General features: G+C 65.4%; 14 protein-coding genes and 1 other RNA gene. 4 read left to right on the top strand and 11 right to left on the bottom strand.

From position 1 onward, the window contains the following. Positions 1-73 precede the first annotated feature (73 nt). The 9 genes from ACU0B3_RS11060 to ACU0B3_RS11020 all read right to left on the bottom strand — a co-directional run bounded on the left by ACU0B3_RS11060 (position 74) and on the right by ACU0B3_RS11020 (position 5,912). A complete protein-coding gene (locus ACU0B3_RS11060; RefSeq protein ID WP_446260910.1) occupies positions 74-322 on the bottom strand; it encodes a ribbon-helix-helix domain-containing protein in 249 nt (82 codons plus the stop codon). Beyond that, on the bottom strand, positions 319-495 hold the full coding sequence (locus tag ACU0B3_RS11055; RefSeq protein WP_446260909.1) for a DUF4169 family protein: 177 nt from the start codon (positions 493-495) through the stop codon (positions 319-321). The genes ACU0B3_RS11060 and ACU0B3_RS11055 overlap by 4 nt, the downstream gene beginning before the upstream one ends. Next, complete coding sequence (locus tag ACU0B3_RS11050) at positions 492-887, bottom strand: VOC family protein (RefSeq protein WP_446260908.1); 396 nt, start codon at positions 885-887, stop codon at positions 492-494. Before ACU0B3_RS11050 ends, ACU0B3_RS11055 begins: the two co-directional genes overlap by 4 nt. After that, positions 884-2,287, bottom strand: coding sequence for a class II fumarate hydratase (gene fumC, locus ACU0B3_RS11045; RefSeq protein ID WP_446260907.1), 1,404 nt, complete (start codon positions 2,285-2,287; stop codon positions 884-886). The genes ACU0B3_RS11050 and fumC overlap by 4 nt, the downstream gene beginning before the upstream one ends. Positions 2,288-2,416: 129 nt before the next feature. Next, on the bottom strand, positions 2,417-2,902 hold the full coding sequence (locus ACU0B3_RS11040; protein ID WP_446260906.1) for an SspB family protein: 486 nt from the start codon (positions 2,900-2,902) through the stop codon (positions 2,417-2,419). Positions 2,903-2,973: 71 nt separating this feature from the next. Further along, on the bottom strand, positions 2,974-4,248 hold the full coding sequence (chrA, locus tag ACU0B3_RS11035) for a chromate efflux transporter (protein WP_446260905.1): 1,275 nt from the start codon (positions 4,246-4,248) through the stop codon (positions 2,974-2,976). Between the two features lie 69 nt (positions 4,249-4,317). Next, positions 4,318-4,666: a transfer-messenger RNA gene (gene ssrA / locus ACU0B3_RS11030) on the bottom strand. A gap of 49 nt (positions 4,667-4,715) precedes the next feature. Continuing rightward, a complete protein-coding gene (locus ACU0B3_RS11025; protein WP_446260904.1) occupies positions 4,716-5,063 on the bottom strand; it encodes a DUF4345 family protein in 348 nt (115 codons plus the stop codon). 87 nt (positions 5,064-5,150) lie between these two features. Then, on the bottom strand, positions 5,151-5,912 hold the full coding sequence (locus ACU0B3_RS11020; protein ID WP_446260993.1) for a helix-turn-helix domain-containing protein: 762 nt from the start codon (positions 5,910-5,912) through the stop codon (positions 5,151-5,153). A gap of 280 nt (positions 5,913-6,192) precedes the next feature. Between ACU0B3_RS11020 and ACU0B3_RS11015 the strand changes: the two genes are divergently transcribed. Beyond that, positions 6,193-6,576: a hypothetical protein gene (locus ACU0B3_RS11015; protein WP_446260903.1), complete on the top strand. Its 384-nt coding sequence runs from the start codon at positions 6,193-6,195 to the stop codon at positions 6,574-6,576. Positions 6,577-6,736: 160 nt separating this feature from the next. Here the strand turns inward: ACU0B3_RS11015 and ilvN are convergent, their stop codons facing one another. Then, on the bottom strand, positions 6,737-7,303 hold the full coding sequence (ilvN, locus tag ACU0B3_RS11010; protein WP_446260902.1) for an acetolactate synthase small subunit: 567 nt from the start codon (positions 7,301-7,303) through the stop codon (positions 6,737-6,739). 259 nt (positions 7,304-7,562) lie between these two features. Between ilvN and ACU0B3_RS11005 the strand changes: the two genes are divergently transcribed. Beyond that, a complete protein-coding gene (locus tag ACU0B3_RS11005) occupies positions 7,563-8,057 on the top strand; it encodes a hypothetical protein (RefSeq protein WP_446260901.1) in 495 nt (164 codons plus the stop codon). A 153-nt stretch (positions 8,058-8,210) separates the two neighbouring features. After that, positions 8,211-10,262 (top strand): ATP-binding protein, encoded by a 2,052-nt coding sequence (locus tag ACU0B3_RS11000; RefSeq protein ID WP_446260900.1) that lies wholly within the window; start codon positions 8,211-8,213, stop codon positions 10,260-10,262. Positions 10,263-10,354: 92 nt separating this feature from the next. Here the strand turns inward: ACU0B3_RS11000 and ACU0B3_RS10995 are convergent, their stop codons facing one another. Continuing rightward, the gene (locus ACU0B3_RS10995; protein ID WP_446260899.1) at positions 10,355-12,112 is read right to left on the bottom strand and encodes an acetolactate synthase 3 large subunit; all 1,758 of its coding nucleotides are present in this window, start codon (positions 12,110-12,112) and stop codon (positions 10,355-10,357) included. 360 nt (positions 12,113-12,472) lie between these two features. On the opposite strand from ACU0B3_RS10995, the gene ACU0B3_RS10990 reads away from it, so the two are divergent. Further along, on the top strand, positions 12,473-12,862 hold the full coding sequence (locus tag ACU0B3_RS10990; RefSeq protein ID WP_446260898.1) for a hypothetical protein: 390 nt from the start codon (positions 12,473-12,475) through the stop codon (positions 12,860-12,862). Positions 12,863-12,865: the final 3 nt, after the last annotated feature.

Here is a 12,865-nt window from a genome sequence, read left to right as displayed (position 1 = left end):
GTGAGCGGTAGAAGGGGGCTTTGCCCCCCACGTTGAAACTCCAGGGAGTTTCAACGCTCCCCCCAAGGTATTTTCAAACCAGAGAAGATGGACCTTCGCGGCTTGTTTCGTTTTTGAGGTGCGCAAGGACGTAGAGGCGGATGGCGGAGGCGAGGCCGGTCTCGAGGTCGCGTGCGGCGTCGATTTCGGCAGCCAGCGCGTTGATGGGTTTGCCTTTCGCGGCGGCGATGCGGCGGAATTCCTGCCAGAAGGGGTCCTCGAGCGAGACAGAGGTACGATGGCCTTTGAGCGTAAGCGAGCGTTTGACGGGCCGCGCGCTCATGGGTCTCTGCGGTGCTGGTCGAGGTGGCGGATGGCCTTGTCCGCGGTGCGTTTGTCGGCGTCTTTCTGAGCTTTGGTCCGGCCGAACTTGACCGCGTTCTCGTCCGCCTTGGCGCGTTTTTGGGTGCGGGCCTTGGCCTTGCGGGCTTTGTTGAGGTTGATCGGGGTGCTCATTTGGCGACCTCGATCTGCCAGTTGACGCCGGTGGCGCCGGTGAACCAGGGCGCGAAGTCGTAGGGGCCGGCGGGCATCAAGATTGTGCCATCCTTTCCGAGGATGGCGGCGAGCGTTTCGGCATCCTCTTGGGTGGGGCAGGCGACAAAGTGGGACACCGAGGGTGTGAAGTCGAAGTCGTGCACCGGAGGGCTGTCGAAGGCGGTGAAGGTCTGGCCTGCGAGCTGTACCTCGACCGAGGCGGGCGGGCCCGCCCCGTCATCGAGGCGGGTGAGTGCCATGTCGGGGAAGGCCCGCTCCCATAGGGCGAGGGCCTCCGCAAGTTTGCCCTGAAACATCAGGTGCGGGCGGAGGGACCGCTTGGCTGCAATGCTCCGCCCCCGGTGGCTCACTTGGGTCCGACCATGTTCTCGGGGCGCACCACGCGGTCGAAGGTCTCTTCGTCGACAAAGCCGAGGGCGATCGCCTCTTCCTTGAGCGTGGTCTTGTTCATGTGGGCGGTCTTGGCAACCTTGGTGGCGTTGTCGTAGCCGATCTCGGGCGCGAGCGCCGTCACCAGCATCAGCGACTCGCGCATCAGCTTGTCGATCCGCGCCTCGTCAGCGGCAAGCCCCAACACGAGGTTGTCGGTGAAGGCGGAGGCGGCGTCGCCGAGCAGCTGCATGGATTGCAGGACGTTGTACGCCATCATGGGCTTGTAGACGTTGAGCTCGAAATGGCCCTGGCTGCCGGCAAAGCCGACCGCGGCATCGTTGCCCATGACATGCGCGCAGACCTGGGTGAGCGCCTCGCACTGGGTGGGGTTCACTTTGCCCGGCATGATCGAGGAGCCCGGCTCGTTCTCCGGCAGGATCAATTCGCCCAGGCCGCAGCGGGGGCCAGAGCCGAGGAGCCGGATGTCGTTGGCGATCTTGAAGAGCGACGCGGCGACAGTCTTCAAAGCGCCTGACATCTCGACCATCGCGTCATGCGCGGCGAGGGCCTCGAACTTGTTGGGGGCGGTCACGAAGGGCAGGGAGGTAATCTCCGCCATGTTGGCGGCCACCTCGACGTCCCATCCCTTGGCGGTGTTGAGGCCGGTGCCGACGGCCGTGCCGCCCTGCGCCAGCTCGTAGATGCGCCCGAGCGCGTCCTTGACCCGCTGGATGCCCATAGCGACCTGGTGTGTGTAGCCCGAGAACTCCTGGCTCAGCGTCAGGGGCGTGGCGTCCTGCGTATGCGTGCGGCCGATCTTGATGATGCCGTCGAACTCCTGGACCTTGGCCTCCAGAGCAGCGTGCAGCTTGGCCAGACCCGGCAGGATCACGTCGCGGGCGGTCATGGCCGTCGCGATGTGCATGGCCGTGGGAAAGGTGTCGTTCGAGGACTGCCCCATGTTGCAGTGATCGTTCGGGTGGACCGGGCTTTTCGAGCCAAGCGTGCCGCCGAGGATTTCGATGGCGCGGTTGGCGATCACCTCGTTGGCGTTCATGTTCGACTGCGTGCCGGACCCTGTCTGCCAGACGACAAGCGGGAAGTGGTCGTCGAGCTGGCCGGCCACCACTTCGGAGGCGGCCTGGATCATTGCGTCGGCGAGGTCCGCATCGAGCTTGCCCGACCGCTTGTTCGCCATGGCGCAGGCCTGCTTGATCACGCCGAGCGCGCGGACGATGGCGACGGGCTGTTTTTCCCAGCCGATGGGGAAGTTGAGGATCGAGCGTTGAGTCTGCGCGCCCCAGTACTTGTCCGCCGGGACCTCCAGAGGGCCAAAGCTGTCGGTTTCGGTGCGGGTGGCGGTCTCGGCAGCGGTCATGTGGCGCGATCCTCTGGTTTATGTCGGGCAGAGGGATACGGGGCGCGCGGCAGTGCGGCAAGCGCTTTCAATGCCAGTACGTTTAGTCAGTGCGTGCAGCCTGTGCGTGTGCACAGGCGGGTGCCGGGATCAGGTCTTGCGGAAACTGTCGAGGGAGACAACGTCAGCCGGGCCTGCCTCCTTGGCGTTCGGAGCGTCCGCCGGTTTGGGCGTCTCGGGCGCGGTCTGCTCCTGCACCACGGAAAGCTCGGACGCGGTATCCTCGGCATTCTCGAACCGCAGGCCGAACTCCACGGAGGGATCGACAAACGTCTTGATCGCGGCAAACGGGATATAAAGCGGCTCGGGCGCGTCCCCGAAGTTGAGCGTCACGTGAAAGCCCTCGGTCGTGACGTCGAGGCCGTCGTACCAGTGCTGCATCACCACGGTCATCTCACCGGGGTAGCGGTCGGCGAGCCATGGCGCGATCGCCGCGTCCGGGTGCGTCGTGTCGAACGTGATGAAGAAGTGGTGGTCGCCGGGCAGTCCGTTGGCCTGCACATCCGTCAGAACGTCGTGGATGAGGCTGCGCATCGCGCGGTGCATCAAGTTGCCGTAGTCAATGGCATCCGACATGGGGCTCTCCCGGGGCTGTCCCGCTGGTAGCTTAAGTATAGTGCAACATTGACGCAGCGAAAGCCCTAGCGTCACACGGCGATCAGATGGGCCGCGAGCGCTGCGCCGGATGTCGCGCAAAGGGTCACGCCGAGGGACACTTTCCGCCAGAGGAGGAGCGCTGCGGCGAGGGCGACAAGTGCTAGGGTGCCGAGGCGCAGGCTGTTTGGGTCGGGGAGCGTGAGGCCGAGGAGGGAGAGCGCGTCCGGGCGGGCAAAGAGGACGGTGCCGGCGAACCAGAGCGCGAGGCTGGCGATGACGCCGACCACGGCGACGGTGATGGCCGAGAGCGCGCCGGAGAGGCGGGGCATGCCTGCGAGCCGGTCGATGTAGGGGGCGCCCGCAAAGATCCATAAAAAGCACGGCACGAAGGTGACCCAAAGGCAAAGGAGCATCGCGGCGAGGGCGAGGCCCCATCCTCCGGCGCCGTATCCGGCGAGAAGGGCCACGAACTGCGTGACGAGGATGAGCGGGCCGGGGGTTGTTTCGGCAAGGCCGAGCGCGTCGATCATCTGGCCTTCGGTGACCCAGCCCTGCACCTCGACGAGGGTCTGGGCCATGTAGGCGAGGAGCGCGTAGGCGCCGCCAAAGCTGATCACCGCGAGCTGGCTGAAGAAGAGGCCGAGGTCGAGGAGGAACTCCGCTCCTGCGAGCCAGAGGAGTGCGAGGGGCAACACCCAGAGAGCCGCCCAGAGGGCGATGGTGGCTGGTGGAGTTGGTTTTCTTGCTGCTGTCGAGGCGGGCTTGGTTTGGGCCCGCGAATAGAAGAGGGCGCCTACACAGGCCGCTGTGAGGAGGAGCAGAGGGAAAGGGACGTCGAACGCCCAGATCGCGACGAAGGATGCGGCTGCCAGGGCAATGTCTCTTGTGCCGTCGAGAGCGCGTTTGCTGAGACCGATGAGGGCCTTGATCACGATGGCGATGACTGCGGCTTGCACGCCGGTCAGGAGCGCCTCGAACAGCGGCTGGGTGCCGATGGTCAGGTAGAGTGCGCCTAGTGCGGCGATCACCAAGGCGCCGGGGAGCACGAAGAGGAGCCCCGCGATCAGCCCGCCAGGGATGCCGCGGCGGTGCCAGCCTGCGTAGGTCGCGAGCTGCATCGCCTCGGGGCCGGGCAGGAGCATGCAGAAGGAAAGCGCGCGGAGGAAAGCGTCCTGGGAAAGATACTTCTTTTCCTCGACCAGCACCTGCTGCATCAGCGCGATCTGGGCTGCGGGGCCACCGAAAGACAGCACGCCGATCCGCGCGAAGGTGCGGGTGAACTCCGGCAGGGTTTCCGCGTCATTTGTAGGGGTAGGCTCCATCATCCCGTCTTGATGCCATGCGTGTGCAAAGGCAATGCGACAGCGTTTGGGAAGCTGGATGGAAAGGATGGAAGTGCAGGCTTCTGTTGCCAGGTGCCTGCGAACCCCGCCTAGGCCGGCTAGGGCCTAGGGCTTAAGATCGGTTCTACCCGGACTGCTTACGCAGCCAGAGCAACCGGAGCACGATTGTCGTTTGCAATTGTACTGTTTTCGCCGGTAACGGTGGCAGACAGCCGAGACAAAGCTAACCCCTTTAGACGTCCGTCGATCCTATTTCGGCCCCGCGATCCTCAAACGAAGGAAGTTGGTGGAGCCGCCGGGTACCGCCCCCGGGTCCGAGCCGTTTATTACGAGCGCGTTTATGTCCATAGTCCCGAAGGACATCCCAGAAATAGGCAAGCGCCGCGCCGGTTGTAAGTTTCGGGAGCCTCCGGCGGGAGTTTATTTAGGAAGATGAAGCTGGAGCGCTCTCAGAGGTGGCGGACGAGGAGCACGGCTGCCAGCGCGGCCTCGATACCGCCGAACATCAGGACCTTGCGGGTGGGCGGGCTGTCGAGCGCCAGCGAGATCACGCGCCCGAGGGCGGCGCCGGTGTAGGCAAAGCCGAGCATAGCCCAGGCAGCGGGGTCGTTCATCCACAGCCCGCCGAGGGCTGCGATCACGAAGAGCCCGCCGACGGAGGCGCGCATCTCGCTCATCCCCATCGTGCTGCTCGTGGTCGTCAGATCAAGGACGCCGAGCGTGTAGCGCGGGGCGAGAAAGCCAAAGGCGCCGAAGGCCAGGGTCAAAAGGGCAACGGTCAGGTCGAGCCAGTGCATGTGATTGCTCCATTATCTAGCTTGTCACATGCGGTGATGCACGCGCAGGTCAAGGCGCGGCATTTCTGGAAGACGGGAGCGGTGGACCTATCGGAAGGGCTGACCGGCGCGCAGGAGTGTCCGGTGATAGGGGCGCAGGTCCTCGAGGGTGCAGAAGCCCGTCGCGCGCGCGGCGGTCAGGACCTCGCCCGTGTTGCGCCCGAGGTATTCGTAGACCAGCCGCGAGACCCGCAGGCCCGACACGCCCTCCCGCACGGTGCGGGCGGCGTAGCCTTCCCAGTAGTTGTTCTCGAAGGAGGGCACCTGCGCGAGGAAGTTGAACGAGCAGGTCATGGCATTGCGCCGCGACACCAGCGCTGCGATCCCACCCTCTTGCGGGAGGAGGAACCCGCGGTACTCGCGTGCGCGCACGTGCAGGGGCAGGCCCTGCTGTTCCATCGCGGCCTTCGGCTCCATCCCGCGCAGCAGCGTGTATTTGGACGTGCGGTAGACGTAGATCATGCCCTGCACGTAGCTGCCGTCATCGACGAAGCTCTGGCGCGAAAAGCGGTAGAAGCCGGAGGGAAACGCGTCCTCCCCAAGGAAGGTGAAGCCGGAGCCGACGAAGTCCTTGAGGTCGGGGTGGTGCAACACATCGGTGTCGGCCTGGCGTATATCGGCGACAGGCTCGAGCAGGATCCGGGCATCGACATCAAAGAATGCACAGATCTTGTGCAATACATCGGGGCGAGGAAAACTTTCCCCAGACAAGTATCGGTTGAATTGCGTGCGATTTATGCCAAGCTCGCGGCACAAGGCCGAGATGGACGGCGCGTCCTGACACAATATGCGCAGGTTCTGTCCGAACATGCCGCGCAAGTCGGACGGGGTCGGGGGCATACCAGCATCAGTTTTGGAGCCTTTCGCTGGATTCGTCATCAGCATTGCACGTCCCTTGCAATAATGTGGTCCACGGGTCCCCACCCCCGTAGGTTTCTGTTTAGAGCTGTTCCGCTTTAGCGTCAATCGTGACGCTGTTTGGCGTCAGGGTCTTTCTGTCCTGCCACAAACCGCCCAAGGGTGTCCGGTTTGACGCCTATGATTGACCGGCTTTCTGCCGCACCATCATCGTGTCAAAGGGATGGGACTGATGGCACAGACAACAATGATGGGCGTCGTGCTCTGGAGTGACGCGGCCCACAACAAGGCGGTGATCTGGTGCGAAGACCACGGACGCCTGGCCTATTACACACCCGGCGCGACGTCGCTGCATGACGGCGCGCTGACGGACGCTGCGGCGGGCCTCGAATCCGGCGATCTCGTGCGGTTCGACCTGATGGAGCAGGACCAGCTGCGCCTCGCGCGCAACCCCAAGGTACTCTGCGGCATGGCCTACCAAGGGCTGGCGCAGGCTTTGGTGCGTGCGCCGTCGTCGGACGCGGCACGGCATCCGGGGGATCCGGCCAATTGCGACGGCGTGATTTCGCTCCCGCAGCGGCGCGGCAGTGGCGTCTCGGCGCGCGGGATCGCCTGATACTTGCCGAGAGGTTTGGATAGCGCCGCGCGCTGCGCCCACACTTTAAGCACGCACAACTCAGACGCCCTGTCTTCAAGTCCGCTCACGGGACAGGGCCCGCGGCGGAGGTCCCACCCGGGCCTTCGCCGCTTTGCTGTTCCGAGAGTGAAGCGCGAGGTTAGCTTTGGCTGTGCCGCGACAGCGCTGCTACTCCGGTGCGGGCCATCTCCGCCAGACCCAAGGGGCGCATCAGGTCGGCAAAGGCGTCGACCTTTTCCTGCGTGCCGGTGATCTGGAAGGTGAAGCTGTCCAGCGTCGAATCGACCACCTGCGCGCGAAAGATGTCGGCGAGCCGCAGCGCCTCCACCCGCTTGTCGCCGGCGTTCTCGACCTTGAGCAGCGCCAGCTCGCGCTCGACCACGGGGCCCTCGACGGTCAGGTCATGCACCTCGTGCACCGGCACCAGCCGGCCCAGCTGCGCCTTGATCTGTTCGATCACCTGCGGCGTGCCGGTGGTGACGATGGTGATGCGGCTGAGATGGCCCTGATGATCGATCTCCGCCACGGTGAGGCTGTCGATGTTGTACCCGCGCCCGGAAAAGAGCCCGATGACACGCGCCAGAACACCCGCCTCGTTGTCGACGAGCACCGTCAGCGTGTGCCGCTCCTGCGTGTCCGAAAAGGTCGGGCGCAGGTTGTAGGCCGAGTGTTTGGACGAGCCCTTCTTGATCTTGAGCGCTGACATGGGTCTCCCTCCCCCGAAGTTTTGAAACAATTACCCGCTGCGTGCGGCGGCGCCTAGGCCGAAAGAGCGCCAATTGTTGCAATATGCGGCAGGTTGTCACAGGTCCGTGCGTGGCCGTGTGCGCCGTTTCACAGGTCCGTGGCGGCGCTATCCCGGGCGCGCCGGGTCTGGCACACCCTTGGCCAGTTCAACCCCGCACCCTTCAGCAGACGCTCCTCGGTGCACACCAAACCACATGACGCACCAAGGAGACGCCGCCATGACCATGACCGCCACCACCCCGCTCGCCCCTGCAGACACCGGCCTTTTGCAGCAGGCGCTCAGCGTCCTGCTCGCAGGCGCGGCCGCCCTTTTGGCCTTTGACATCTTTGGCCAGGTCCTCTCTCCGGTCTCCGGCTTTGCCGCGCTGGCGCCCGTCGGGCTTGCCAACGCCACGATCAAAGCCGTCTTCGGCTCCGGTTACCGTCCCGCCGCCGAGGGTCTGCACTTCTTTGCCGGCCTCGTCGCCTACCCGCTGGGCTGGGTGATCGCCGAAAACATCCGCCGCCGCGTGCTGCCGGCGTTGCCGTGGCTCGTCGCGGCTGTGGCCTACGGCATCTTCCTTTGGGTCTTCGCGCTTTACGGCATGGCGCATCTCGTGGCCGGGATGAAGCCCTTCCTCGGGTTCACCGGCATCACCTGGGTCGCCTTCTGGGGACACATCCTCTTTGCGGTGATCGCGGCCTCGGTCTACCGCTGGCGCCACCCGGCCTGAGCCAGAACACCTCTCTCCCTCGCAGACGGAGCGCTTCGGCGCTCCGTTTGTCGTTTGTAAGGTCAGTGCATTCCCCGATAGGTGACGTAGCGGCAGGCAGATTCTTGGCAGGGTTGCACGATTTGTTAAGGCCCGGCTTGCTAGGCCACGCGCATGTCAGAGATGTGGCGCAAACCTCCGGCCTGTCAAAAGGCCCGGGACGCAGGGCAGATGTCCGAGCCGGCGCGGGACCGTGCGCCCTGGGCGCAGGTGTTCGAGGCGCTGCCGCTTTACCTGTGGGAGGCGAATACCGACCAGCGGTTTTCCTTTACCTCCGGCGGGTTCGAGCGGCTCAACGGCGCGCCGGCGGCCAGCCGCATCGGCGCGCAGATGCTGGCCGGCACGCAGGACCGCCAGTTCTCAGGCCCCCGTTACGCGCGTCACAACGCGCTGATCCGGTCGGGGCTAGGGTTCTCGAACCACACCTTTGTCAAATCGGTCGGCCCGCGCGACGCTGTGCTCATGGTCACCGCTGCGCCGCGCTTTGACGACACAGGCGCGCCTGCCGGTCTGCGCGGGGTGACGCTGGACCTGTCGCGCGCGCTTGAGCTCGCCGCCGAGGAAGAGCCGGCGCTCGCGGAACTTGCCCCGCCTTCGAGCGCGGTGCGCCAGGCCCTCGGCGTGCGCCGGGCGGAGCTCGAAAACGCCAACCGCCTGCTCGTCGAGGTGCTCGACGGGCTGGGCGAGGGGCTCTTGGTGACCAGCGGGGAGACGCTCGGCGATCCGCAGAACCGCATCGAGATCGTGAACCCGGCCTATCGCGAGCTCTTTGACCTCAGCGAGGATGACATCTACCCCGGCCAGCGGCTGGCTGATTACATCGCGGTGCTCATGGCGCGAGGGGACGCGACCCCGCCCGAGGCGTTTGCCGAGATCGAGCGCCGCCTGATGCAGGGGGAGACGATCTCGCTCAAGGTGCCGGGGCGCGACCGGCACTACCTTTGTAAGGCTGTGCGCCGCCCGTCGGGCGGGTTCATCCTCGTGCATTCGGACGTGACCACGCTGCAAAAGCAGAACGCGGACCTGGCTGCCGCGCGCGATGCTGCCCATGTCGCGAGCGAGGCCAAGTCGCGCTTTCTCGCCACCATGAGCCACGAGCTGCGCACACCGATGAACGGCGTGGTGGGCATGGCGGACATCCTGCACGGCACCACGCTCACCGGCGAGCAGCGCGCCTGCGTCGACACGATCCGCGCCTCGGCGCTTGCGCTGACCGACGTGATTTCGGGCCTTTTGGACATTTCCGGGATCGAGGCGGGCGATCTGCAAGTCGCGCCGCGTCCCGTCGATCTGGCCGGGCTCGTCTCGGACGTCTGCCGCGCCATGGCGCCGGCGGCGGCGGCCAAGGGGCTCGCCTTCGACGCCCACGAGATCGCGCCGCAGCGGGTGATGGCCGACGCCGCGCGGCTGCGGCAGGTGCTGACGCATCTCATCGGCAACGCGGTCAAGTTCACCGAGAGCGGCGCGGTGCGCCTCTCGATCCAGCCTGCAGGTGCGGAGCGCTGGAGCTTTGCGATCACCGACACCGGCCCGGGCATTCCGCTGGGGTTGCAGCGGCGCATCTTTGACCCCTTCGTGCAGGGCGAGACCGGCATGGACCGCGCCCATGACGGCAGCGGCCTCGGGCTCGCGGTGTCGGCGGGTCTGGTCAAGGCGATGGGCGGCACGATGCGGCTGCGCAGCGCGCCGGGCGAGGGCAGCACCTTTACGGTGTCGCTCCCGCTGCCCGCGGCGCCGGTTCTTTCCGAGCCCGCTCCGGCGATCCGGGAACAGCCGCTACAGGGCTCGGCAATTCTCGTGGTCGAGGACAACCGCACCAACCAGCGCGTCATCTGCGGCATGCTCAAACGCGCGGGCGCCGAGGTCACGCTGGCCGAGAATGGCGCCGAAGCTCTCGCCGCGCTCGACGGCGCGTCCCGGTTCGACGTGGTGCTGATGGACCTCTCGATGCCGGTGCTTTCGGGCCTCGATGCCACCCGCGCCCTGCGCGCCCGCCCCAAGGATCACCCCGCGCGCAAGGTGCCGGTGGTGGCCTTGACGGGCAACGCCTTCGACAGCGACCGGCGGGCCTGTGACGCGGCCGGCATGAATGGGTTTCTCACGAAACCCATTCAAAGCGCAGAGCTGGTCACCGCCCTGAAATCCCACGTGGCCCGCCCGGGCTGAGCGCACTTTATGCGGGCGCATAAAGTGCCTTGGCCGAAGACCCAGATGCGCCGATGCACTTTATGCCTGCGCATAAAGTGCGGCGCCTCGTGTCAGACCAGAACCGCGCCGGTGTCGCCGATGGCGTCCTTGGTCGAGGCCTCGCCCATGAGCATCTTGTTGTGCGGCGCGCCGGACGGGATCATCGGGAAGCAGTTTTCGTGCTTTTCCACGAGGCAGTCAAAGACGACCGGCCCCTCGTGGTTCAGCATCTCCATGATCGCATCGTCGAGGTCCGCCGGGTCCGCGCACTGGATACCCTTGGCGCCGAATGCCTCGGCCAGTTTGACGAAGTCCGGCAGGCTGTCCGACCACGAATGCGAGTAGCGCTCACCGTGCAGGAGCTCCTGCCACTGGCGGACCATGCCGAGCCGCTCGTTGTTGAGGATGAACTGCTTGACCGGCAGGCGGTACTGCGCGGCAGTTCCCAGCTCCTGCATGTTCATCAGCCACGACGCCTCACCGGCGACGTTGATCACCAGCGCGTCCGGGTGCGCGATCTGCACGCCGATGGAGGCGGGGAAGCCGTAGCCCATCGTGCCGAGGCCACCGGAGGTCATCCAGCGGTTGGGGTCCTCGAACCCGAGGTACTGCGCCGCCCACATCTGGTGCTGGCCGACTTCGGTACAGATGAACCGGTCCTTGCGGTCCTTGGTCAGCGCCTCGAGCCGCGCAAGCGCGTGCTGCGGGCGGATCGTCATGCCTTCCTGTTTGAACTTGAGGCAGTCGACGGCCTTCCACTCCTCAATGCGCGCCCACCACTTGGACAGCGCCTCGCGGTTGACCTTGCGCCCGCGCGCCTTCCAGACCCGTAAGAGGTCCTCGAGCACATGGCCCACGTCGCCCACGATCGGCAGGTCGGTCTTGACCACCTTGTTGATCGAGGACGGGTCGATGTCGATATGCGCCTTGGTCGACTTCGGGGAAAAGGCGTCGATGCGCCCCGTGATCCGGTCGTCGAACCGCGCGCCGATGTTGATCATCAGATCGCAGTCGTGCATCGCGAGGTTGGCCTCGTAAAGCCCGTGCATGCCCAGCATCCCGAGCCAGTGCTTGCCCGAGGCCGGATAGGCGCCCAGACCCATGAGGGTGGAGGTGATCGGGATGCCCGTCGCCTCCACCAGCTCGCGCAGGAGCTGGCTCGCGCCGGTGCCGGAGTTGATGACTCCGCCGCCGGTGTAAAACACAGGCCGCTCGGCGGTCTCGATGGCCTCGACCAGCGCGGTGATCGTGTCCATGTCGCCTTTGACGCGGGGCTGGTAGTGGCCAAGATCAGCCTTGGCCGGCGGGGTGTAGGTGCCGTTTGCGAACTGCACGTCCTTGGGGATGTCGATGAGCACCGGGCCCGGACGGCCTTGGGTCGCCACGTGGAACGCCTCGTGGATCACACCCGAGAGCGCGTCCGTCTCCTTCACCAGCCAATTGTGCTTGGTGCAGGGGCGGGTGATGCCGACGGTGTCCGCCTCCTGAAAGGCATCCGAGCCGATCATGAAGGTCGGCACCTGGCCGGTCAGCACCACGAGCGGGATCGAATCCATCAGCGCGTCCGTCAGACCCGTCACCGCGTTGGTCGCACCCGGACCGGACGTCACCAGCACCACGCCCGGCTTGCCGGTCGAGCGGGCATAGCCCTCGGCCATGTGCACCGCGCCCTGCTCGTGCCGCACGAGGATGTGCCGGATCGCGTTTTGCTGGAAAATCTCGTCGTAGATGGGAAGGACGGCGCCACCGGGATACCCGAATACCGTGTCGACACCCTGATCCTTCAGGGCCTGAACCACCATCTTCGCTCCGGTCATCTGACGTGTCATCGTGCTCTCCATCTTAACGTCAGCCACAAAAAAGCCCCCGAGGGTCAGTCGGGGGCGCATGGGTACCTGAATGGTTGCCGGTTACGGCTCCATGCGCCTTTCTCCTACAAGTACGACAAGAATTTGCATCGTCTGACCTCTTGGACTGCCGCGGACACTAGGCAGGGCTGTCCGGGGGGTCAACCGCCTAATTTGCGTTTGTGTCGTGAAAATGCGTGTGTGCGCAACTTTCTGTCTGGGATCGAAGGCGGCGGCGCAAATGCCCCGGCATGCCCCTTGCAAAGCATGTCGCAGGACATAACTGAACTGAACGGTTTAGATATGCGCTCACAGGCGTTTGTATGTTTAGGAGGACCCACGATGCCGACCTACCGCAAGATTGCCCTGGCGTTCGGTACGATGACCGGGGCACTGGCAGTGGCGGCAGCGATCAAGACCTCCGCCGAGCCGCCACGCGTGCTCAGCCAGGACGAGATCATCGGTGCCTTTGCCTACAGCGTCTTCGACCTCGAGGAGCAGGCGTTTGACGCGACCGTCAAAGTCGACAGCCACGGTGGTTTGCGGGTGCAGAGCCAAATCGGCGCCTTTGACGGGCGCTGGCAGGTGATCGACGACACGCTCTGCATCTTCTTTGAAGAAGGGCCACGGACGGGCGCGACCTGCAGCGCGGTCACCCAAATTGGACCGCGCGCCTATGCGACGGACACCGGGGCGGTGCTGCGCAAGCGGTTCGATGCGGTTGCCGAATAGCGT

It is taken from the genome of Pseudaestuariivita sp. (genome assembly GCF_052825805.1).
The sequence above is the reverse complement of the archived record's forward strand: the minus strand, read 5'-3'. Positions and strand labels throughout refer to the sequence as shown.